Origin of the sequence: Amycolatopsis deserti, assembly GCF_014653945.1 — a bacterium.
GTDB classification, from domain to species: Bacteria; Actinomycetota; Actinomycetes; order Mycobacteriales; family Pseudonocardiaceae; genus Amycolatopsis_E; species Amycolatopsis_E deserti.
In genome coordinates this window covers 1-22,455 of the sequence record NZ_BNAU01000006.1, presented here as the reverse complement: position 1 = coordinate 22,455, position 22,455 = coordinate 1, and the positions used below count along the sequence as shown (strand labels likewise).

20 protein-coding genes are annotated in these 22,455 nt (G+C 72.8%); 14 read left to right on the top strand and 6 right to left on the bottom strand.

The window, feature by feature from the left end:
• The first annotated feature begins 57 nt into the window (after positions 1–57).
• From IE290_RS23945 to IE290_RS23920, 6 genes are all read left to right on the top strand, one after another.
• On the top strand, positions 58–1,536 hold the full coding sequence (locus IE290_RS23945; RefSeq protein ID WP_191246950.1) for a cytochrome ubiquinol oxidase subunit I: 1,479 nt from the start codon (positions 58–60) through the stop codon (positions 1,534–1,536).
• A 9-nt stretch (positions 1,537–1,545) separates the two neighbouring features.
• Positions 1,546–2,553 carry a cytochrome d ubiquinol oxidase subunit II gene (gene cydB, locus IE290_RS23940; protein ID WP_191246949.1) on the top strand — a complete coding sequence of 336 codons (1,008 nt, stop codon included), beginning with the start codon at positions 1,546–1,548 and terminating at the stop codon, positions 2,551–2,553.
• The gene (cydD, locus tag IE290_RS23935) at positions 2,550–5,795 is read left to right on the top strand and encodes a thiol reductant ABC exporter subunit CydD (RefSeq protein WP_191246948.1); all 3,246 of its coding nucleotides are present in this window, start codon (positions 2,550–2,552) and stop codon (positions 5,793–5,795) included. The genes cydB and cydD overlap by 4 nt, the downstream gene beginning before the upstream one ends.
• A gap of 8 nt (positions 5,796–5,803) precedes the next feature.
• The gene (locus IE290_RS23930) at positions 5,804–6,955 is read left to right on the top strand and encodes a GAF domain-containing sensor histidine kinase (RefSeq protein WP_191246947.1); all 1,152 of its coding nucleotides are present in this window, start codon (positions 5,804–5,806) and stop codon (positions 6,953–6,955) included.
• 267 nt (positions 6,956–7,222) lie between these two features.
• Positions 7,223–7,486, top strand: coding sequence for a hypothetical protein (locus IE290_RS23925; protein ID WP_191246946.1), 264 nt, complete (start codon positions 7,223–7,225; stop codon positions 7,484–7,486).
• A gap of 45 nt (positions 7,487–7,531) precedes the next feature.
• Positions 7,532–8,176, top strand: a complete 645-nt coding sequence (locus tag IE290_RS23920) for a GntR family transcriptional regulator (protein ID WP_191246945.1) — start codon at positions 7,532–7,534, stop codon at positions 8,174–8,176.
• 62 nt (positions 8,177–8,238) lie between these two features.
• Here the strand turns inward: IE290_RS23920 and IE290_RS23915 are convergent, their stop codons facing one another.
• Complete coding sequence (locus IE290_RS23915) at positions 8,239–8,724, bottom strand: MarR family winged helix-turn-helix transcriptional regulator (protein ID WP_229874680.1); 486 nt, start codon at positions 8,722–8,724, stop codon at positions 8,239–8,241.
• A 44-nt stretch (positions 8,725–8,768) separates the two neighbouring features.
• On the opposite strand from IE290_RS23915, the gene IE290_RS23910 reads away from it, so the two are divergent.
• Entirely contained in the window at positions 8,769–9,824 is a 1,056-nt protein-coding gene (locus tag IE290_RS23910) for an FUSC family protein (RefSeq protein WP_191246944.1), read from the top strand.
• Here IE290_RS23910 and IE290_RS23905 read toward each other — a convergent pair whose 3' ends face one another.
• The 3 genes from IE290_RS23905 to IE290_RS23895 are packed head-to-tail and all read right to left on the bottom strand — an operon-like array spanning position 9,825 to position 12,728.
• Positions 9,825–10,451, bottom strand: a complete 627-nt coding sequence (locus tag IE290_RS23905; protein WP_191246943.1) for a response regulator — start codon at positions 10,449–10,451, stop codon at positions 9,825–9,827. It lies immediately after the preceding gene.
• A 46-nt stretch (positions 10,452–10,497) separates the two neighbouring features.
• Positions 10,498–11,898 (bottom strand): carboxylesterase/lipase family protein, encoded by a 1,401-nt coding sequence (locus IE290_RS23900; RefSeq protein WP_191246942.1) that lies wholly within the window; start codon positions 11,896–11,898, stop codon positions 10,498–10,500.
• Between the two features lie 32 nt (positions 11,899–11,930).
• Complete coding sequence (locus IE290_RS23895; protein WP_229874678.1) at positions 11,931–12,728, bottom strand: excalibur calcium-binding domain-containing protein; 798 nt, start codon at positions 12,726–12,728, stop codon at positions 11,931–11,933.
• Between the two features lie 128 nt (positions 12,729–12,856).
• Here IE290_RS23895 and IE290_RS23890 point away from each other — a divergent pair, with 128 nt between their 5' ends.
• A complete protein-coding gene (locus IE290_RS23890) occupies positions 12,857–14,350 on the top strand; it encodes a 3'-5' exonuclease (protein ID WP_191246941.1) in 1,494 nt (497 codons plus the stop codon).
• On the opposite strand, the gene IE290_RS23885 is transcribed toward IE290_RS23890, so the two are convergent.
• Together IE290_RS23885 and IE290_RS23880 are read right to left on the bottom strand one after the other, a co-directional pair.
• On the bottom strand, positions 14,320–15,591 hold the full coding sequence (locus IE290_RS23885; protein ID WP_373300504.1) for a DNA/RNA helicase domain-containing protein: 1,272 nt from the start codon (positions 15,589–15,591) through the stop codon (positions 14,320–14,322). The genes IE290_RS23890 and IE290_RS23885 overlap by 31 nt on opposite strands.
• Positions 15,592–15,933: 342 nt before the next feature.
• Positions 15,934–16,257 (bottom strand): nucleotide pyrophosphohydrolase, encoded by a 324-nt coding sequence (locus IE290_RS23880; protein WP_191246940.1) that lies wholly within the window; start codon positions 16,255–16,257, stop codon positions 15,934–15,936.
• 55 nt (positions 16,258–16,312) lie between these two features.
• Here IE290_RS23880 and IE290_RS23875 point away from each other — a divergent pair, with 55 nt between their 5' ends.
• The 6 genes from IE290_RS23875 (at position 16,313) to IE290_RS23850 (ending at position 22,340) form a co-directional block, all read left to right on the top strand.
• Positions 16,313–16,660 carry a DUF3024 domain-containing protein gene (locus IE290_RS23875; RefSeq protein WP_191246939.1) on the top strand — a complete coding sequence of 116 codons (348 nt, stop codon included), beginning with the start codon at positions 16,313–16,315 and terminating at the stop codon, positions 16,658–16,660.
• Positions 16,661–16,735: 75 nt separating this feature from the next.
• Positions 16,736–17,779: a hypothetical protein gene (locus tag IE290_RS23870; RefSeq protein WP_191246938.1), complete on the top strand. Its 1,044-nt coding sequence runs from the start codon at positions 16,736–16,738 to the stop codon at positions 17,777–17,779.
• Positions 17,776–18,939 (top strand): hypothetical protein, encoded by a 1,164-nt coding sequence (locus IE290_RS23865; RefSeq protein ID WP_191246937.1) that lies wholly within the window; start codon positions 17,776–17,778, stop codon positions 18,937–18,939. Before IE290_RS23870 ends, IE290_RS23865 begins: the two co-directional genes overlap by 4 nt.
• Positions 18,940–18,945: 6 nt before the next feature.
• Entirely contained in the window at positions 18,946–19,971 is a 1,026-nt protein-coding gene (locus IE290_RS23860) for a hypothetical protein (protein WP_191246936.1), read from the top strand.
• Between the two features lie 52 nt (positions 19,972–20,023).
• Positions 20,024–21,493, top strand: a complete 1,470-nt coding sequence (locus IE290_RS23855; RefSeq protein ID WP_191246935.1) for a hypothetical protein — start codon at positions 20,024–20,026, stop codon at positions 21,491–21,493.
• Positions 21,486–22,340, top strand: a complete 855-nt coding sequence (locus tag IE290_RS23850; protein ID WP_191246934.1) for an SDR family NAD(P)-dependent oxidoreductase — start codon at positions 21,486–21,488, stop codon at positions 22,338–22,340. The genes IE290_RS23855 and IE290_RS23850 overlap by 8 nt, the downstream gene beginning before the upstream one ends.
• The last annotated feature ends 115 nt before the right edge of the window (positions 22,341–22,455 follow it).

Here is a 22,455-nt window from a genome sequence, read left to right as displayed (position 1 = left end):
GACGATCAGGACCGCGGGACCTGATGCCGGACCGCGGGAGCGAGCAGTCTGAATGACGTGGACGTGCTCCAGCTGGCGCGGTGGCAGTTCGGGATCACCACCGTCTACCACTTCCTCATGGTCCCGCTCACCATCGGACTGTCGGTCCTCGTCGCGGGGATGCAGACCGCCTGGGTCCGCACCGGTGAGCAGCGCTACTACCGGATGACCAAGTTCTGGGGGAAGCTCCTGCTGGTCAACTTCGCCATGGGCGTGGTGACCGGCATCGTCCAGGAGTTCCAGTTCGGGATGAACTGGAACGCCTACTCCCGCTTCGTCGGTGACGTGTTCGGGGCGCCACTGGCGATGGAGGGCCTGGTCGCCTTCTTCGTCGAGTCGACGTTCCTCGGTCTGTGGATCTTCGGCTGGGACCGGCTGCCCAAGAAGGTGCACCTGGCCTGCGCCTGGGCGTTCTCGCTGGCCACGATCGCCTCGGCGTACTTCATCCTCGCCGCGAACTCGTGGATGCAGCACCCGGTGGGCGCCGAGATCGTCGACGGGAAGCCGACGCTGAACTCGATCTGGGCGGTGCTGACCAACAACACCGCGCTCGCCGCGATCCCGCACACCATCGCCGGCGCGTTTTCGGTCGCCGCCGCGTTCCTCGTCGGCATCGCCGCCTGGCACCTGTGGCGCAAACGCAAGACCGACGACGAGCACCGCGCGGTGTGGCGGTCGTCGATCCGCCTCGGCGGATGGACCGGCATCGTCGCGTTCGCCGTGCTCGCCATCACCGGCGACGTCCAGGGCAAGCTGATGTTCGAGCAGCAGCCGATGAAGATGGCCTCGGCCGAGGCGCTCTGCCACACCGAGCAGCCGGCCAGCTTCTCGATCATCGCGATCGGCGACGTCACCTCGGAGAACTGCGAGGACGTCAAGACGTTCAACGTGCCGGCGCTGCTGTCGTTCCTCGCGCACAGCGACTTCAGCACCGAGGTCAAGGGTGTCGAGGACCTGGTGACCGAGTACCAGGCCCGCTACGGCACGAACTACCCGGACGACCCGCAGCTCGGCGAGCTGGCCGGCAAGCCGATCGACTACGTGCCGAACCTGCCGGTGACCTACTGGGGTTTCCGGATCATGATCGGCTTCGGCGCGATCTCGGCCGGCACCGGGCTCCTGGCGCTGTGGCTGACGCGCAAGAACCGGATCCCGGACACCAAGTGGTTCCCGCGCCTGGCGCTGCTGAGCATCGCGACGCCGTTCATCGGCAACAGCGCGGGCTGGATCTTCACCGAGATGGGCCGCCAGCCGTTCGTCGTGGTGCCCAACCCGTCCGGTGTGGACGGTGTGTGGATGTTCACCGCGCAGGCGGTGTCGCGGATCTCCACCGGTGAGGTGTGGACCTCGCTGATCGCCCTGACCACCCTGTACGCGGTGCTCGGCGTGGTCGAGGTGTTCCTCATCCGCAAGTACGTCCGTGGCGGCATCGACGGCGTCATCCCGCCCAAGAAGACCGACGAAGAGGGCAAGGATGAGCTTGCCTTCGCCTACTAGGGGACGGCCATGAGCCTGGAAACGTTGTGGTTCTGCATCATCGTCGCCTTCTGGCTGGGGTACCTGTTCCTGGAGGGCTTCGACTTCGGCGTCGGCATGCTGCTGCCGATCCTCGGCCGCGACAACACCGAGCGGCGGGTCATGATCAACACGATCGGCCCGGTGTGGGACGGCAACGAGGTCTGGCTGATCGTCGCGGCCGGCGCGATGTTCGCGGCCTTCCCCAACTGGTACGCGTCGCTGTTCTCGGCCACCTACCTGCCGTTGCTGCTGGTGCTGCTCGCGCTGATCGGGCGCGGGGTGGCCTTCGAGTACCGCGGCAAGGTCGATTCGCAGCGCTGGCGCCGCAACTGGGACCGCGTGATCGTGCTCGGCTCGTGGATCCCGCCGCTGGGCGTCGGGCTCATCCTGACCACCACGATCCTCGGGCTGCCGTTGGACGCGCACGGCAACCGGATCGGCGGCGCGTTCGAGTCGATCCGCTGGGACACGCTGCTCGGCGCGCTCGCCGTGGTCGGGTTCGCGCTGGTGCACGGCGCGGCGTTCCTGGCCCTGAAAACCGCGGGGGACCTGCGGGAACGAGCCCGCGTGTTCGCCATCCGCGCGCTGCCGGTCGCGTTGCTGCCGCTGTTCGGCCTGCTGCTGGTGGTCCAGTGGCGGTCGGGTGCACTGTGGACGGTCGTGGCGCTCGCGGTCGCGGTGGTGGCCGCCGTGGTCGCGTGGCGCAAGCTGGTGGCCGATCGGGACGGGCAGGCCTTCGCCGCGCTCGGCGTCATGATCGCCGCGGCCGTGGTCACCCTGTTCGGCGCGCTCTACCCGGACGTGCTGCCCTCGACGCTCGACCCGGCCAACTCGCTCACCGTCGCGGAAACCGCGTCCAGCCCGTACACGCTCGAGGTGATCACCTGGGTCGGCGCGTTCGGCGCCCCGGCCGTGCTGGTCTACCAGGGCTGGACGTACTGGGTGTTCCGCAAGCGGATCAGCGCCGCCCACATCCCGCCGGTGCACACCCCATGAGCTTTCCCGGACGCTCCGTCCTTCCCGCATCGGTGTCCACAACGGACACCACGCGTCCGGGAAAGGGTCCGCTCGGCGCGCTGCCCTTGTTGTCCGCAGCGGCGCGCCGGGCGCTCGCCCTCACCGGTCTGCTCGCGCTCGGCAACGCGGCGGCGCTGGTGGCACAGGCCTTCCTGCTCGCCGCGGTGTGTGCCGCGGTGGTCGCCGGGCACGGCATCGCCACCGGTCAGCTGGCCGCGCTCGGCGGGGTGGTCCTCGCCCGTGCGCTGATCGCGTGGGCGCTGCGAGTGGTCGCGGCGCGGGCCGCGGCCGGAGCCAAGGAAGAGTTGCGCTCCAAGGTGGTCGACCACGCGCTGCGGCTCGGTCCGGAGTGGATCGCGCGGCGCGGGCCGGGCGAGCTGACCGCGTTGACCACCAAGGGCCTGGACGCGCTGGACGCCTACTTCACCGACTACCTGCCCGCGCTGGTCACCGCCGCGGTGGTGCCGCTCGGCGCGGGTGCGGCCGTGTTGTTCGCCGACTGGCCGTCCGCGGTGATCATCGCGCTGACCGTGCCGCTGCTGCCGATGTTCGCGATCCTCGTCGGCAAGTACACCGCCGACCGCTCGGCCGCCGCGACCGACGCGCTGCAGCGGCTGTCCGGTCACCTGCTGGAACTCGTGCGCGCGCTGCCGGTGCTGGCCGCGTTCCGCCGCGCGGAGGCGCAGGCCGAGGCGGTGCGGCGGGTGTCCGACAAGCACCGCCGGGCGACGCTGAAGACGTTGAAGGTCGCGTTCTCCTCGGCGTTCGTGCTGGAGCTGGCCGCCACGCTGTCGGTCGCGCTGGTCGCCGTGGTCATCGGCGTGCGGCTGGTGGGCGGCGACCTGTCGCTGGCGATCGGGCTCGGCGTGCTGATCCTCGCGCCGGAGTGTTACCAGCCGCTGCGCGCGGTCGGTGCGGCTTTCCACGCCAGCGAGGACGGCGTCGAGGCGGTCCGCCGCGTCACCGACGTGCTCGCCGAACCGGTCACGCCGGAGGGGAGCGCGATCCCCGGCCGGGGCGAGGTGCGGGTCGAAGGTCTGCGGGTCGCGCGGCGCGGGGGCTTCGCGCCGGACGGGGAGACCTTCACGCTGCGGCCCGGCACGCTGACCCGGCTCGATTCGCCGAGCGGCGCGGGCAAGTCGACGACGCTCGCCGTGCTGCTCGGCTTCGTGCGGCCCGCCGCGGGGACGGTGCTGGTCGACGGCCTGCCGCTGAGCGAGGTCGACATGTCGGCTTTCCGCCGGGACATCGCGTGGGTCCCGCAGAACCCGGCGTTCACCGGCGGCACCGTGCGGGCCGAGCTGGACCTGGCGCTGGACCAGGCGCCCGACCCGGTCGAGGTCGACGCGCTGCTCATCGAACTCAACCTCGCCGGGCTGGCGGACGCGCCGGTCCACGAGCTGTCCACCGGCCAGCGGCAGCGGGTCGCGGTCGCGCGGGCGCTGCTGCGGGTCCGGCACGGCGCCTGGCTGCTGCTGCTCGACGAGCCCACCGCGCACCAGGACGCCGCCAACGCCGCCCTGGTCGACGCCGCCATCGAGTCCACCCTGCCGCTGGGCACGGCCGTCCTCCTGGCCGCGCACCACCGGGAAAGCCACCTCCCGGCCGCTGCCACGACGACGACGCCACACGTCACCGTCGCCGCTGCCGGGAAGCCGCAGTCGCTGCGGGGAGTGGTGAGCAGGCGGTTCGTCGGCGGTGCCGCGGTCGGGGCGCTCGCGTTGCTGGCCGGAGTGGCGCTGACCGCGACCTCGGGCTGGCTCATCGCCAAGGCCTCGTTCCAGCCGCCGATCCTGACGCTCACCGTCGCGGTCGTCGGGGTGCGGGCCTTCGGGCTCGGCCGCGCGGCGCTGCGTTACCTGGAACGGCTGATCACGCACGACGCCGCGTTCCGGATCGCCGGACGGCTGCGGGTCCGGCTGTGGCGGGGGCTGGTCCGGCTCGGCCCCGCCCGCGCGCTCGGCCTGCGGTTCGGCGAGGGGCAGCGGCGGCTGGTCGCCGACGTCGACACCGTCCGCGATCTCCTGCCGCGCGTGGTCACGCCGCCGCTGGTCGCGGTGCTGGTGCTGGCCGGCGCGATCGCCGTGCAGACGATCCTGCTGCCGGTCGCCGGGCTCGTGCTCGCCGTCGCCGTGCTGGCCGGCGCGCTCGCCGCGCCCGCGCTCGCGCTGCGGCTGGAACGCCGGGCCACCGCCACCCTCGCGAGCGGCCGCCGCACGGTCAGCGCCCAGGTGCTCGGCCTGTTCGACGCCGCCGCCGAGCTGATCGCGATCGGCGCGCACCGCCGTCGCCGCGCCGAGCTGGCGGAGGCCGACGACCGGCTGGCCCACCAGGCCCGGCGGCAGGCCTTCGGCGCGGGCGCGGCAGACGCGTTGATCACGGTGGTCACCGGTGCGGCCGCGGTCGCCGGGGTCGGTCTGGCCGCGGGCTCCGGCATCGACCCGGTGCTCGCGCCCGTCCTCGCCCTGGTGCCGCTGGCCCTGGCCGAGGTCCTCGCGACGCTGCCGCCGGTCGCCCAGCACTGGGACCCGCTGTGCACGGCGATGGCCCGCATCGCCGACGTGGAGCGCGCGCAGCCGCAGCCGCCCGTGGCACACGGCCCGATCGCCTTCGACCACGCCGATCTCGGCTGGACCACCCCGGTCCTGCGGGACGTGGACCTGCGGATCCCCGCGGGCGCGCACGTCGCCGTCGTCGGACCCTCGGGTGCCGGCAAGTCGACCCTGCTCGCCGCGCTGCTCGGGTTCCTCCCGGCCCAGCGCGGGCGCCTGATCACCGCCGCGGAGGTGACCTGGGCACCGCAGGAACCGCAGCTGGTCTCCACCACCGTCGCGGAGAACCTGCGCCTGGCCGACCCGCACGCCGACGACGACCGGCTGCGCGAAGCCCTGCGCCTGGCCTGCCTGGACCTGCCGCTGGACGCCGTCCTCGGCGACGCCGGCAGCGGCCTGTCCGGCGGGCAGGCGCAGCGGCTCGCGGTCGCGCGGGCACTGGTCGCGGCCCCGCGAGCGGACCTCGTCCTGCTCGACGAGCCGACCGCGCACCTCGACGAGCCGACCGCGCGGCGGCTGCGGGCCAACCTGCGCACCGCACTGGCCGGCCGCACGGTCGTGCACGTCACCCACCACGCCGAGGAGGCGGCCGAGGCCGACCTCGTCCTCGACGTGCGTGACGGGCACGTCAGCATGCGGATGCCGGCCCTGGAAGGCGGCTACGCTTGACCTTGCTCATGGAACCCACCCTCGCCGCCCGCGCGCTGTCCGCGGCCACGGAGATCACCACCGCCGCCCTGTCCGGCGGCGACCCCGACGCGGTCCTCGACTCTGTGGTGCACCGGGCCGCCGAGCTCGCCGGGGCCGACCTGTGCCTGGTGATGGTCCGCGCGGACGACGGCAAGGTGTCCGTCGAAGCCGCCTACGGGACGCACAACGAGGACCCGCGCGGCGTGGTGCTGCCCCCCGAGTCCGCGGCCGGGCAGGTCGCCCGCGGCGGGGTCACGGTGGTGGCCGATGACATGACCACCGACCCGCGCACGGCCCCGTACGTGCCGGCCGAGCTGCGCCGGTTCGGCCCGTTCGCCGCCGCGCCGTTCGGCTCCGGCGGCCGGGTGCTGGGCGCGCTCGCGGTGTACCGGGAGCGGGCCGGGCGGCCGTTCGAGGAGGCCACTGTCGAGGTGCTGACCGCGTTCGCCGCGCAGGTCGGCGTCGTGCTGGCGCTGGCCGAGGCCGCCAACGACCGGCACCGGATCACGCTCTACCAGGAGCGCGAGCGCATCGCCCGCGAGTTGCACGACGTGATCGTGCAGCGGTTGTACGCGGCCGGCATGCAGCTGGACCGGGTGCGCCGCCGGATGCGCAAGCGGTTCGCCTCGACCGACGCGACCCGGCTCGGCGAGGCGATCGACCAGCTCGACCAGACCATCGAGGAGATCCGGCACACCGTGCGCGAGCTGCGGTCGCCGGAGCCGGAGACGGCCGAGAAACCACCGGCCACCGACCTGGCCGAGTCGGCGCGCGCCGAGGTGCGGATCGCGGGCGAGCTGCTCGGGTTCCCGCCCACGCTGGAGCTGTCCGGCGAGCTGGCCGACATCCCCGCCGAGCGGGCCGACCACATCCGCGCCGCACTGCGCGAGGCACTGTCCAATGTGGTCCGCCACTCCGGGGCGAGCGAGACCAGGGTGACCTTGGTCCGCGACACCGACGGGGTCAAGCTGCGGGTCCGCGACAACGGCGCCGGAGTGCCGCAGGACGTGCAGACCCGCGGTCTGCGGCACCTGGAGGAACGCGCCCAGCGCGCGGGCGGGAAGTTCTACCTCAACTCCTCGCCGAGCCTGGGCACGCTGGTCGCGTTCGAGCTGCCGCTGGACAAGCGGGCCAGCTGATCGCGGGACGCCGCCGCCATCTCGCCGGTGTGGCGTGCTTGACGCTGCCCGTGACCAGTCGCTCCACAGTGGACTCGTCGGCGATCACCTCGCGCAACCAGTCCTCGACCCCCGCGGCGCGGGCGGCCGCGAGCGCCTCGACGACGGCGGCCGACATGCCCTTGAAGAACACGCTCCGCAGCACGCGCCCAGCAGTTTCGACACCGTGTCCGCGCCGGGCCGCTCGCGAGCATCGGCACGCGCAGCCCTCGCCCGGGGACGGGAGCCATGATCGCGATGTCCGCGAAGTCGATCTCGGCGTCGGCGGCGATCGCGGCGAGTTCGCGCTTCTTGCCGGGGGGAGGCGGTGTTCAGGTCGGCCCAGACGCCACTCACCGTCGGCAGTCCGGCTCGCAGCGCGCCGACGGCGGCGGCCGAGCTGTTGACGCTGAGCGCCAGGTCCGCACCCTCGGCGGCGAACTCGCCCGCCACCACCGGGTCGTACCCGCGCACCACGGCTCCTCCTCGGCCAGCGACTACCATTTCGAGTAGACGATGTGCACGACAAAATCGTCAACAAACCGAGCGGGAGCGGGCATGGCAGAGCGGGCCGAAGTCGAGAAGCCGGTGGCGGACGCCATCCGCGACGCGATCATCCGGGGCGAGTTCGTGCCGAACCAGCGGCTGGTCGAGGCCGACCTGTCCGAGCAGTTCGCCGCGAGCCGCGCGGGCGTCCGCACCGCGCTGCTCGAACTCGCCAACGAAGGCCTGGTCGAACGGGTGCAGAACCGCGGCGCGCGGGTGCGGGCGGTGTCGCTCGAGGAGGCCATCGAGATCTCCGAGGTGCGCATGGTGGTGGAGAGCCTGTGTGCGGAGAAGGCCGCCGAGCGCGTCACCGATGAGGAGATCGCTGAGCTGAAGGCCCTCGGCAAGGCGATGCGCAAGGCCGTCGCGTCCGGGGACGTGATGGGTTACTCCGGGCTGAACCAGGAGCTGCACCGCCGGGTGCGGGAGATCTCCGGGCAGCACACGGCGGGCCAGGTGCTGGAGCGGTTGCGCGCACAGAGCGTGCGGCACCAGTTCCGGCTGGCCATGCGGCCCGGCCGTCCGTCGGTCTCGCTGCCCGAACACCTGGCGATCATCGAGGCCATCTGCGCCCACGACCCGGCCGCGGCCGCCGCGGCGATCCGCCGGCACCTCAGCAGCGTCATCGACGCACTACGGGAAGCCGACCAGGCCTGAGCCGTTCCTCAATGCCTGTCGACCGGGCCCGCGGCGGCGCTACGTTCGTCGGGCCGCCCACCTCACCCGACGCCTTCGACCGTCTCCAGCATCACCTTCAGCAGCCGCGCCAGCTCTTCCTGCTGCTCCGGTTCCAGGTTCGCCAGCGCGACCCTCTCGCCCTCGAGGTGTTCGGGCAGCAGCTTGTCGATCAGCCGCACGCCCTGCTCGGTCAGCCGGACCTGCACCACGCGCCGGTCGCGCTCGCTCGCCGTCCGGGACACCAGCCCGAGCCGCTCCAGGCGGTCCAGTCGCTTGGTGATCGCGGCGCCGGAGGACAGCATCTCGCGGCTGATCTGGCCCGGGTTGAGCACCTCGTTGCGCCGCAACGCGCACAGCACGTCGAACTCGGCGCGGTTCAGGTCGTTGGCCAGCAGGAGGTCGTCGGTCGCGCGGCGGATCAGCGAGGCGAGCCGCAGTACCCGGCCGACAACGGCCATCCCGGACGTGTCGAGCCCGGGGTGCACGTCCTGCCACTGCCGCCGCACTCTGTCGACGAGATCACTCACCGCTGAGCTCCTTCGCACACGAATCGTTCGTTAGTATTTTACTTGTGAATGATTTCGGCCGCCACGACCTCTTCCGCGCGCTGTCGCCGCGCGGCTGGTGGCACCTGCGCCCGGCCGACCGGGCCCTGGTGTCCGCGTTACGGGCCATGACCGGGGCGAACATAGTCCTGGTCGCGGTTGTGATCGCAGGGCACACCGAGCTGGCCCCCGCCGCGGCGTTCGGCGGGATGACCGCGGTGCACGCCCGCTTCGAGCCGTATCCGGTGAGGGCCCGGCTGCTCGCCGTGATCGGCGCAGGTCTGACGCTCGCGGTCGGCCTCGGCGGGATCGCGTCGGCGGCCGGCTGGGGCCCGGTGCCGGTCGCGATCATGGTCGCGCTGGTCGCCGCGGCCGCGAAACTGTTCACGGACGGTATCCGGTCCGGGCCGCCCGGCGGGCTCATGTTCGTCTTCGCCGCAGGGACCACGTCGGCCGTCCCGGTCGGCTGGCCGGGCGTCGCCGCGCAGGTCGGGGCCGCGGCCGCGGGCGCGCTGGTCGCCTGGGGCGTGGCGCTGTCCGGATGGCTGTTCTTCGACCACGACCATGCCCGGGCGACTTCGTGGCGCGAGGGGCTGCGCGCGGCGGTGGACCGGTCATCGCACGAGTGGCCGCGCGCGGTGAAGGTGTTCGCCGCGGTGCTGGCGGCCGGGCTGCTCGCACACGCGCTCGGACTGGGCCACCCGTACTGGGCGACGGTCGCGGCCGCCGCCGTCCTGCAGGCCACGCACCTGCGGCACACGATGCACCGCTTCGTGCAGCGCGTGTCCGGCACGGTGGTCGGCGTGCTGGTGGCCGCGCTGCTGCTGACGCTCGACCTGCCGCAGCCGGTGAAGCTCACGCTGATCGTGGTCGCGCTGCTGGGCGCGGAGCTGACGGTCATCCGCAACTACGCGCTCGCGATGGTGTTCGTGACGCCGCTGGTGCTGCTGCTCGGCTCGATGTCGGCGCCGGTCGACACGCTGGCCGTCACCGCCGACCGGCTGGTGGACACCGTGCTCGGCGCGGCCATCGGGCTGGCCGCCGCGCTGGTCCGGCCGGGCCGCGGCTACCAGCTGGCCTGACTACTTGGCCCGACGCGCCACCCACGCCACCGCCTGCGTGCGGCGCTGCATGCCCAGCTTCGACAGCACCGACGTGACGTGGTTCTTCACGGTCTTCTCGGCCAGGAACAGGCGCTCGGCGATCTCCCGGTTGGACAGGCCCTCGCCGATCAGCTCCAGCACCGTGCGTTCCCGGTCGGTCAGGCGCGCCAGCTCGTCCTCGGCGGGGTGGCGCAGCTTGTCCAGCACGCGGGCGGTGGTGACCGGGTCGAGCAGCGACCGGCCGGCGGCGACCTCCCGCACGGCGTTGACCACGTCCTGCCCGCGGACCTGTTTCAGCAGGTAGCCGGAGGCGCCGGCCATGATCGCGCCGACCATCGCCTCCTCGTCGTCGAAGGCGGTGAGGACCAGGCAGTACGGCGGGTTCGGCCGCGCCCGCAGCTCCCGGCAGAGCGCGACGCCGTCACCGTCGCCGAGCCGCACGTCGACCACGGCCACATCCGGCTCGACGTGCATGGCGACCGCGAGTGCCTCGTCGGCACTCCCGGCCTCGGCGACCACCTCGATGTCCGGTTCGTCGCTCAGCATTTCCCGCAGGCCGCGCCGCACGACCTCGTGATCGTCGACGAGCAGCACCTCGATGGCCATACCCCGAGCCTAGTTCGCCGGGGAGGTCTTCGACCGCCGGCCGCGGTCAGGCCGCCGCCTCCCAGATCCGTCGCGAACTCGCGATCGGGTCGCTGGTGACCGAGGCCGGCACGTCCCAGATGCGGGTGAGCCGGTTGTCCTTGTCGTACTCCGGCCAGCCCGGGTCGCCGGTGGCGGCGAACGAGACCCACGCCTTGCGGATCTCCTTCGACAGCGCGTCCGCTTCCGGCGGCGCCGGGTTGCCGAGCAGCATCTCGGCCAGCGGGCCGGTGAAGTTGCCAAAGGTCAGGGGCACGTCGAGCGCGTGGCAGGACCGCAGGAGGCCGCCGAACGCCGGCGACTGCCAGGTCAGCTCGTAGCACCAGCTGCGGCCCGGGTGGTTCTGCGCGGACCACAGCGACGGCAGGCGGAAGGTGCGGTCGGACAGGATCAGGACGTGCAGGTCGGCGTCCGACAAGGTGGGGTGGGCGGCCCGGTACTCGGCGATCGCGCCGGCGGGCAGGCCCACGGCGTCGGCGGTGGCGGCGGGGTCGGCGCCGGAGAGGTCCTGGCCGGCGACGAAGAGGGTGAACTCGTCGTGGTTGAAGCCGGCGACCAGGTCGACCTCGGCGCGCAGGTTGCGCCACGGCAGGTCGGTGACCAGCTCACCGTCGACGACCGGGCCGAACGGCGTGATCTCGCCGGGCACCATCTGGACGGCGTGGATGGCTTCGGAGGGCACCTGCGCGAAGCCGTCGAGCGTGGCCGGAACGCCGAGGGCCGCGGCGATGCGTTCGGTGGTGCGCCGCACGCGGTTTTCGGAGAGGAACCCCTGCGCGATGCTCTGCCCGATGGCCCGGCGGAAGAGGCCGCGCCCGGCGTCGGAGGCGGTCAGCGCCGCGACGGACGTGCCGCCCGCGGACTCGCCGAAGATCGTCACGTTGCCCGGGTCGCCGCCGAAGTTCGCGATGTTGTCCTGGACCCAGCGCAGCGCCGCGAGCTGGTCGAGGAAGGCCCGGTTGGCGGGCGCCCCGGGCAGCCAGCCGAACCCCTCGAGCCCGACGCGGTAGTTGAACGTCACGACGACCACCCCGGCCCGGGCCAGGTTGGTGCCGTCGTATTCGGGCTGGCGCGCGGTGCCGATGAGGTAGGCGCCACCGTAGATCCAGACCATGACGGGCAGACCGCTGCCACCGGCGTCCGGGGTCCACACGTTGACGCTCAGGAAGTCGTCCCCTTCACCCGGCTGCCAGGCCGACGGCATGCCGGGAAAGAGAGACCCCTGCGGCGGCGAGGCCGAAAACCGGTCCGCGGGCCGCGTCTCGTCCCACGCCTCCGGCTGGGTGGGCGCCTGGAACCGCGCGGCGCCGGTCAACGGCCCGGCGAACGGTATGCCCTTGAAGGAACTGACATCGCCGTCAGCCACACCACGAACGGAGCCGGAACGCGTCTGCACGATGGGGTCCACCGGTCGTGGATATCACAGGTTCTGCGACCACGTCACTCACAAGCGACGCCGTCCTTGTCCCGGTCGAGAGCCGCGCGGTACCCGGGCTCCCCGGCGTGGAGAGGAGCGGCACCGGCAGCCCGCGCTTCCGAGCAGTTGGCGTAGTAGGCGCTGGAGATGTCCGGTTCCTCCGTCGGCTTCTCGGTACTGGGCTTCGGGGTACTGGGCTTCGGCGTGCTCGCGGGAGCGGGCGGAACGGTGACCGGCGGCGGCGCGACCGGCGGGGTGGTGGGGCTGCCGTTGCAGGGCGGCCCCCACAGCCCCGCCTTCGCCGCGCTGGCAGCGCTTTCCGCGGCCCGCAGGACGTCGGCGTAGGAGTCGGTGACCGCATCCGCGACGAAACGCGCGTAACCGCCCTGCAGGGCGGCGACCGCGTAGTCGGTGCCATCGGCGAGCAGGACGTGCGCCAGCGTCTTCCCGGCCTCCTCGCTGACCGACCGCAGGGTCACTTCCTTGCCGACCAGAAATGCCGTGGCCCAGTTCGCGGTCTCCGTTCCGTAACAATCCGCGGCGGGCTGGATTCCGGGAACGTAAACGGTTTTCGAGATTCCCGCGGTATCGCTGACCATCACGCTCGATCCAGTCACCCGGATCACCCGCAAAACCGGCTCCGCGGGCGGGCTGCTGCTGGGGGAGGCGGACGTCGTGGTGGCAGGCGCGGGCTGCGCGACCGGTTTCCCGGTGGGCTTTCCGAACACCGCGCCGAGCACGAAGAGCACCGCGAACACGGCGAGGACGATCTTGATCCAGTTGGGTACGCGTCGTTTCGGCGCGGCGGGAGAATCGGGCACGGCTCTTTTCTCGCTGCGCGTCCCACATTCGTTACGGGACCGCCGATGATCACGATTCTGTTTCGCCTGGAACGTTTTCCCGTCCGGCGCGATGGACTACGCGTCAATCCTCGACCAGGGAAGCCGGAATGCTCATCGATATCGTCCCCGTGTCCGGTTCGGGCCGCTTTCCGGCCACCGGTGCCGAGTTCACCGCGATCGACTTCGAGACCACGGGGCTGCAGCCCGGCCGGATCATCGAAGTGGCGGCGGTGCGCTTCCGCGCCGACGGCACGGTGCTGGGGGAGTTCTCGACGCTGGTCGATCCCGGGCCCGGAGTCGACCCGGGGCCCGCGCGGGTCCACGGCATCACGCGGGCGCAGCTGGACTCCGCGCCCCCACTCGGCCAGGTCGTCGGGCAGCTGCTCGACCTGTGCCGGGGCAGCGTGCTCGTCGGCCACAACCTGGCGTTCGAGCAGGGCTTCCTGGCCGCGGAGCTGGAGCGGATCGGTCTGCGGCTGCCCACGCTGCCGGGTGTCTGCACGCTCGCCGCCGCCCGCGCCGCCCTCCGGTTGCCGAACTACCGGCTGACCACCGTCGCCGAGGCACTCGGCCTCGGCGGGTTCCCCGCGCACATGGCGGCTCCCGACGCCCGCGCGTGCGCGCAGGTCCTGGCTGCCCTCGTGACCACGCACGGACTGGCCTTCGAGCGCCGGTTCGACCTGCCGCGACTGCCGCGCCTGGCGGTCACCGGACGCGCGGTGAGCCGTCCCGAGCCCGCGCGCGCGGCCGCCGGAACGTGGATTTCGGGCCTGGTCGACCGCATCGAGGCGGCGGGCACGCCGTATGCGGACCTGCTCGCCGACGCGCTCGCCGACCACCACCTGTCCGACGCCGAAGCCGCCGACCTGGCCGCGCTGGCCGCCGCGTCCGGCATGTCCCCGTCCGACGTGCGCGGGGCGCACCTCGACTTCGTCGCCGCGATGCGGGCGGTGGCCGAGTCCGACGGCATCGTCACCGACGAGGAGGAACGCGAACTGCGGCACGTGGCCCAGGCGCTGGGCGTTCCGGAAGCGCTGCGGGACCTCCGCCGGGCGACCGCCGCGGACCGGACGCGGGTGCTCGTCCTGGGGCGGAGCGCCGCCGCCGACGCGCTGCGCGCCGCGGTGCTGGCGGCCCGGATCCCGCTCGCCAAGAACCTCACCGCGACGGTGACGCACCTCGCCGTCGCGGACGACGTTCCCGCCACCGAACCGCGGCTGACGCGGGCGCGGGAACTGGGCGCCGCCGTGCTCGACGTGCCCACCGCGTGGCAGACGCTGGGCCTGGTCCCGCCGCAGCAACGCGTGGCGCCCCCGCCGCGGCCGACGGCGGTGCTGCCTCCCGTTCCCGTGCCGACGCCGGCCGCCGCGTTGCCACCGGTTCCGCGGGACCGCCGGTGGATCGCCTGGATCATGATGGGCACCGGCCTGGTCCTGATGTTCCTGACGGTGATCGCCCTGTTCGGCGGCGCGGGTCTGGGCGCGGGGATCCCGCTGGGCGCGATCGGTGTCGGCCTGTTGCTCGGCGGCTGGACGGTGGGTGACCCCCAGAGCCGCTACTCACAGAGCCGTTACCCGGCCATCTCCTCGAGGAACGCCTGAGTCTCCGGGTCGGTCGAGTACAGGCAGGTCCCCTGCATCCCGCGGGTCAGCAGCACCTTGTACGTGTTCCGCACCAGCCGTCCGAACTCCAGGTCGTCGGCCTTCTTCGCGGCCGGGTCGTGGGAGTACTCGCGGCGGGCGATCCAGCGTCCGTCGCGGCGGACGAGGTCCGGGCCGAAGATCACGCCCGACCAGTCGTACTCGAAGCCCTGTGCGGTGTAGATGCAGCCGACCTGCCCGAAGCCGCGCTCGTCGGAGGCCCAGTAGTACGACTCGGGGGCGTCCGGGACGCGCTGGCCGGGTTTGGCGTTCCACGGCCGGCGCCACCCCCCGATCACGACGTCGTCCACGAGCCGCCTGCCGTCCGGCGTGGACTCCGGGTCGCTCCACCGCCAGCAGTAGCCCGCCGACAGCCGGCCGGTGCCGCCGTGGCTGTCCATCCGCTGCCGCAACCAGGCGTCCAGCGCGTCCGGCGAGGCGGCGCTGGCCACCACGAAGTCGTCGCCCAGCTTGCTCCACGGCACGGGCGGCAACCGGTCGAGGCCGAGCAGCCGGGCCACCCAGGTGTCGAACGCGTCGGACCCGCCGCAGCGGAACTGCCCGGCCAGGCGCACCACCTCCAGCCGGCACCGCAGGGCGTCGGCCGCGGCGGTGATCTCCGCGAGCGATCCCATCTCGCCGGGCCGCACGGTCTGGTTCTCGTCGAGCAGGAACACCGGCACCGACGCCACGTTGATCAGCTCGTCGATCTGCCGCCCGGCCTTCTCCCGCAGCTGCCGCGGCGTGTAGCGCTTCACGCTGGTCTCGCGGATGCGGTGCGCCTCGTCGCAGATCAGCACGTCCAGCTCGCGCGGTTCGGACTCCATGTAATCGTTGAAGTACTTGAACAGCGTCTGCACGCGCCGGTTGCGCCTGCCCGCGATCTTGCGCATGGTGTTGGTGAACGCGCTGGAACCGGTCGCGTGGTGCACCCGGCGGCCCTTGCGGGCGAGTTCGCCGAGCAGGCTCAGCGCGATCACGCTCTTGCCCGAGCCGGGCCCGCCGAGCACGACCACGACCGTCCGGGTCGCCGCCGCGCGTGCGCGCTCGACCGCCTGCATCACCACCTCGACCGCGACCTGCTGCTCGTCCAGGAGCACGAACTGCTCCCGCTCCTGGATCTCCCGGGCGGCCAGGTTCAGCAACGGCTTGGTCGGCGCGTGCTCGAAGTGGAGGAACTCCTCGGCCGAGCGCCGCGCCACGTCCCGGCCGAGCTGAAGCAGTGGCCGCAGGCTGAACGCACGGGATGGTGAACCTGCACAAGGCGGACGGCCCTGGCATTTCGTCGTCGCGTCCGTATCAGCCCGAACTGCTGGCTGAGAATCTCGTGAGGATCGACTCCCGCCCTGATCCGGCGCGGCGCGCAACAGCCGAACACCACGACACCCACGAGCGGATCTCGCTCTGGCCGGGACGGTGTCCCCACTGGTGTTTCGCCTGCTCGGTCAACGTTGCGGGCAACTGACCGGCCTTCGCCGCCGCGAGAAGGTGATCGGCGCTGTGCCGAACAAGAGCCACTTCGTTTCCCCCATTGGGCTGCCAGGTTAGTCGAAACGATCAACCGGGAACCGCGACTCGTTGCGGTTGATCTTCGCCTCCGCGGCTTCCAGGAGGTTCACGCCGAGCACGTCGGCCAGCCGGGCGAGGTAGATCGTCACGTCGGCCAGTTCGTCGAGCACCGCGGCGCGCGACTCCGGGTCCTCGAGCACCGCGGCCGACTCCGCCGGCGTCAGCCACTGGAACAGCGCCGTCAGCTCACCCACCTCGCCGGACAGGGCCATCACCAGGTTCTTCGGCGTGTGGAACCGTTGCCAGTCCCGGGCGGCGGCGAACTCGGCCAGCCGTCGTTGCAGATCGTCGAGCGTCACAGGGCGCAGTATCCGGTGCCGCACGACCCGATCGGGTTGCGGTATCACTGTGGGTATGTCGCCGATCCCCGAGCTCCAGCAACGCCAGATCGATCGTTGGTGTGAGCGGCGGGTTCCGGCTGGTCAGCGCGGCGAGTACACGGTCATGTCCCGCTGGCGCGGGCGCATCGTGACCCTCGTCGAGCGGCGGGCCGACCGGGCGGGCGACGGGCCGGCCGAACGGCCCTTCGCCCAGCTCCGGTACGGCCTCGACGAGATGTGGTCGCTCTACTACCTCGCCGACGCGGGCCGCTGGCGCCCGTACCCGCGCAGCGTCCCGGAGATCTCGCCCGTCCCCCTTCTGGACGACCTCGATCGTGGCGCCGAGACCGGTTACTTCTTCCAGTGGCTCAGCCCCTGCTGATGCTCACGCAGCGTCAGGCAAGACGACGCTCTTGGGTGACGTTCTCCTCCCATCGGGTGCGGCAGGATTGTCCGCATGACCTCGGCCCCGGATCTGCGTGCCTACCTGCGCACTCTCGATGCGGAGACGCTGGCCGAACTCCTCCTCGAACAGGCCGATCGTGACCCGCGGTTACGACACGAGCTGGAGCTGCGCGCGGTCGCGCACGGCAAGGTCGGCCCGGTCCTCGACACGCTGCAACGACTCCTCGACGCGGGCACCCAGGCCGACCTGACGCCGCTGGCCCGCCGGATGGCCGACAGCGACGCCACCGGCGCCGAGCTGCGCCGCGCGATCGGCCTGTACGCCCGCGCCTGCACCGTCCACCGCCCCGACCCGCGCGAGCTGGCCGACTGGATCCTGGAAACCCAGCTCGACCGGCCCGGCTGGCCCGAGATCAACCTCGCCGACTTCGCCCCCGCCCTCGGCGACGAAGGCCTCGCGCACCTCAAGGCCGCGCTCACGCAGGCCCCGCAGAACGACGTCATTCGCCGCCTGACCGAGCAGCTCGCCGAGGTCACCGGCGACGTCGACACGCTACTGGCGATCCTGTCCGCCCAGCCGCCCACGCCGGCGACCGCGCTGCGCATCGTCCGCCTGCTGCGCTCGGCAGGCCGCCACGGCGAGGCCATCGCGCACGCCGCCCGCACCGTCGTGCACCCCCGCGAGGGCGTACTCGCCCTGCGCCGGGCCGAGTTCCGCCGCCACCCGTCCCCGGACACCTACCGCGCCCTGCGCGCCGCCGCCGAGGAGCTCGGCCGCTGGCCCGAGGAGCGCGCCCAGGCGCTGGCCCGCCTCGCCGAACACGACCCGGCCGAGGCGATCCCGGTCTACCGCCTGCACGTCGAGGAGCTGATCCAGCTCAAGGACCCCGGCGGCTACCGCGAGGCGGCCCAGCGGTTGCGCGAGCTGCGCGCCCTGCACAAGCGCGCGGACCGGGTGCCGGAGTTCGGCGAGTACCTGGCCGGCCTGGTCGAGACCCACAAGCGCAAGACCCGCCTCCTGGTCGAGGTCCGCAACGCCCGCATCGCCGTGCCGAAGGTGGTGTCCGGCCGGAAAGCTGCCACCATGGGCGCATGAGCCCGGTCAGCCGGAAGCGCAAGCCCGCCAAGAAGAAGCCCGGCGTCTCCGACGAACGCCGCCAGCTGCTGAAGACCGTGCTCGCCGACGCCGAGGACGCGCTGGCCGAGCGCGATCCGATCGAGGTCGAGCTGATCGCCTCGACGATCCTCGGCGACCTGTGGCACCCCGCCGACGAAGGTCGCGACGTCGTGCTCCCGCTGATCGACGACGCCGCGCGCCGGCCCAGCCCGGCCGCCCGCGCGCTGCTGCGGATGCTGCAGCACCTGGCCCTGACCGAGGAGCAGCGCACCCGCGCCGCGGCGGCGGCCGACGCGTTCGCCGCCATGCCCGAACCGCCGTGGGACCTGGCCGATCTGACCGTCACCGAGTGCTGGCAGCAGGCCGACGTCTTCGGCGACGGCGCCACCCTGGTGCTGCGGGGGGACCGGTCCGGGCACGCCCACGGGCTCGTCGCCGAGGTCGAGCTCAGCGGTGGCGGCCTGGGCGACGTGTACCTCACCGACCAGGTCGACGACCTGGTGGACAGCATGCGCGCGAGCGAGGAGGCCAGCGAGGTCCTGGTGACCGGGCGGCTCCCGCTGTCACGGGCGCGCCGCATCCTGGAAGACGCGGTCGCGGTCAACGACAGCGCGGCGGCCCTGCTGCCGGACGTGATCGCCGAGGACCCGCTCACCCCGCTGCGCGCCCTGCTGGCCGCCCGGCTGCGCGCCATGCCGCCCGCCGACCCGCCCGAGGAGCCGCCGGCGTTCACCGAGGCGGAGCGGGACGAGCTGGTGCGCGCGTTCCTCGCCGAGGCGGGCGGCGGCCGCGACGACCGCTGGTTCACCGACTGCGTCCGGTTCGTCGTGGACTACGGCTGCGACGACGACTTCGGCCGCCCGCTGCGGGTCGGGCCGGGCAAGTTCGACCTCCTGCTGGAGGACGTGCTCAACGCCGACGGCTTCCCGGACGAGTTCCTGGAAACCCTGCCGGAGGTTCTGCCGCTGTGGGGCCGCTGGGCCGGCGAGCGGTCCGGGCTGCGGCCGGCCGCGATCGAGCGGCTGCTGGAGGAGCTGGACGAGATCATCGAGGAGTTCCGCGACCTGCTCGCCGAGGAGGACGCGGATGTCGATCATGAAACGGGCGGTGCCGCGCCGATCGCGCTGCGACGCGAGTAGGCCAGGATGTGCGGGGTGACGGATCTCCGCGCCTACCTGTCCTCCCTCGACTCCGAGACGCTGGCCGGGCTGCTGCACGACCAGGCCGAACGCGATCCGGAGCTGCGGCGGTCCCTCGAACTGCGGGCCGGGACGCCGGAACCCGCGGCGGAGCACTCGAAGATCGGCCCGGTGCTGGACACCGTGCAGCGGCTGCTCGACTCCGGCACCCGCGCCGACGTCGCCCCGCTGGCCCGCCGCACCGTCGAGCGCATCAGCCGCGACGAGGGCGATGGCACCGAGCTGCGCCGCGCTCTGGGCCTCTACGCGCGGGCCTGTGCGGCCCGGCCGCCGGACCCGGTCGAACTGGCCGACTGGCTCGCCGGGGTCGCGTTCGACGGGCGGGCCGAGATCGACCTGGCCGAGTTCGCCGGTCCGCTCGGCGAGACCGGGCTGGCCCAGCTGCGGTCCCACGTCGACCGGGCCCGCCCCGACCCGGCGAAGCGGCCGGTCGCCGAGCGCCTGCACGAGCAGCTCGTGGAGATCTCCGGCGACGTCGACGGGCTGGTCGCGATCCTGTCCAAGCAGCTGCCGCGGATGGAGGCGAGCCTGCGCATCGTCCGCGTCCTGCGCGCCGCCGGCCGCACGAGCGAGGCGATCACCTACGCGGCGCGGGCGCTCAAGCAGGACCCGGCGGCCACCGAGCTCGCCGACGACGTGCTGAGCCTGCGCCGCGCGGAGTTCGACCGCGAACCGACGCTCGAGCACGCGGACGCACTGATCGAGGCACTGGTCGCGGCCGACCGCCAGGACGAGGCGGCCGAGCTGCTGGCGGTCCACCGCGGGCACGTCGAGGAGCTGATCGGCGGCCGGACCGCCGAGCACTACCGCGAGGCGGCCCGCGCGCTGCGCCGCCTGCGCACGCTCTACCGCACGGTCGGCCGCCCGGCGGACTTCGCGCCCTACCTCGCCGAGCTGGTCGGACAGCACAAGCGGAAGGTCCGGTTGCTCACCGAAATCCGGAACGCCCGGATCGCGCTGCCCACGGACTGAGACGCCGGTCCCGCGCGTGGGCCCGGGCCCGGCTGGTGCGACTATGTCCGCCATGACCGAGGTGCCGCAGCCGGAGACCGCCTTCGACGAGGTTCTGAACGCCTTCGCCGAACTGGGGAACGACGCCGATCCGACCCGCGTAGAGCTGGTCACCTCGGAGATCCTCGGCGAGTGGTGGGAGGCCGACGACGACCTCGCGGCCGGGCTGATCGACCTCGCCGCCGACACCGCCGAGCCGGAGCGCCTGGTCGCGCCGCTGGCCGCGCTGCGCGTCCTCGCCACCGACGAGGACCAGCGGGAGGCCGCGGCCCTGGCGCTGGAGAAGTTCGGGCTGCCCGAGCCGGCCTGGGCGGCCAGGCTGAACCAGGTCACGCCGGGGCAGTGCTGGCGCACCACCGACGTCTACGGCGACGAGAGCTCGGTGCTGGTGTCGTTCGGCGACCACGGCCTGGTCGTCTCGATCAACTACGGCAGCTTCGGCGGCTGGGTCACCGACGCCGCCATCGTCGAGTCGCCGCAGGACGTGCTCGCCGAGCTGCGGGCGGTGGGCGAGTCCGCGGAAATCGCCCCCGAGCAGGCCCACGAGGTGATCGCGGACGCCTTCGCCGGCACCGAGTGGCAGGCCGAGCCCGAGGTGGGCGAGGACTTCGTCCGGTTCCGCGCGCTCGCGCTGGCCCGGCTGCGGACGCTGCCGGAGCCGGCCGAGGTCGAGGAGCCGGAGCCGCTGACCGTCGAGGAGCAGGCCGAGATCATCGACTCGTTCTTCGCCGCCGCCGGGGACGAGGTCGGCGACACCGAGGACGCCCGGGTGGTCGCGCTGCGGCTGATCGAGTTCGGCCTGGAGCACGACGCGCGGCAGCCGCTGCGCGTCGGCCCGGCCAAGCTGGAGTCCTTTGTGGACTTCGTGGACGACGGGCAGATCGAGCTGACCGACGAGCAGGACGCGGCGATGGCCGCGTTGCTGCCGGTGTGGGCGCGGGTGTTCGGCGACCGCCAGGGCCTGCCCGAGGACGCGCTGACCGCCCTGGTCGAGGCGGTCGAGGACCGGCTGGACGACCGCGACCCGGAGGAGGAGTCCTCATTGGACGCCTACCTGACCGGGTCCGAGGACCTGACCCCGGAGGACGTGCAGGACCTGCTGGAACGCCGCCAGTTCGCCCTGCCGTCGCTGACCGTGGAGACCGAGGACGACGAGGTCGAGCTGGACCCGTCCGACCCCGAGCAGCGGCGGATGCTGGTGCTGAGCGAGTTCGCGGCCGAGTTCGACGACGAGGAGTCGGAGCTGCGGGCGGTCGCGCTGACCACGGTCGTCGACCAGCTGTGGGAGGGCGAGCCCGCCGAAACCTGGATCGCCGCCCAGCGCCTGACCGAGTCCGGCCTGGAGCGCGACGAGGTGCTGGCCGAGCTGACCGCGGTGCTCGAGGAGCACCTGACCTACGACGAGGACGGCGAGCTGGAGTTCGACCTCGACGACTACGTCGCGGCGCTGGACGAGCTGGACCCGGGCGCCGAGGATGAGTAGCGCGGCGGCGCCGACCAGGACAGTCGCGATCACCGGCGCCACCGACGGCCTCGGCCGCGCGCTGGCGATGCGCCTCGCGGCCGAGGACGTCCGGCTCGTCCTGCACGGTCGCGACCCCGGCAAGCTCGAGCGGGTCGCCGCCGAGGTCCGCGCGGCCGGTTCTCCGGCGCCGGTCACGGTGACCGCCGACCTGTCCGAGCTCGCCCAGGTGGCCCGGTTGGCCGGCACGATCGCGGAGCGGGTCGACCGCCTCGACGTGCTCGTGAACAACGCCGGCATCGGCTCCGGCGAGCCCGACGGGCGGGAGCGCCGCACCAGCCGGGACGGCTACGAGCTGCGCTTCGCGGTGAACTACCTGGCGACTTTCGTGCTGACCGAGAACCTGATCCCGCTGCTGCGGGCCTCGGCGACGGCGGACCGCGCCGCGCGCGTCGTCCACGTCGCGTCACTGGGCCAGCACCCGCTCGACTTCGCGGACCTGATGCTGGAACGCGACTACTCGGGCACGCGTGCGTACGGGCAGAGCAAGCTGGCGCAGATCATGCACTGCTTCGACCTCGCCGAGCGGTTCGCGCCCGCCGAGCTGACCGCGACCTGCCTGCACCCGGGCACGTACATGCCGACCAAGATCGTCCTGTCCGAGATCGGCTTCAGCTCCGACAGCCTCGAGACCGGAGTGGAGGCCACTCGCCGTCTCGCCGTCGCCCCGGAAGTCGAAGGCGTCACCGGCCAGTTCTTCGACCGCACCCGCCCGGCCCGGGCGAACGACCAGGCCTACGACGAAGCGGCCAGGGCCACGCTGCGCGCCCGGAGCCTCACCCTCGCGGACGGGCACCTCACGAGCTAGGTGTGCTGTTCGGGGACGTTGGTGATGGCTGACACGCTGAGGATGATCTTGATGTGGGTGAGGACCTCCGGGTTCGGTGTGGATTGCGACATCTGCACCCGAACACCAGGAGGTC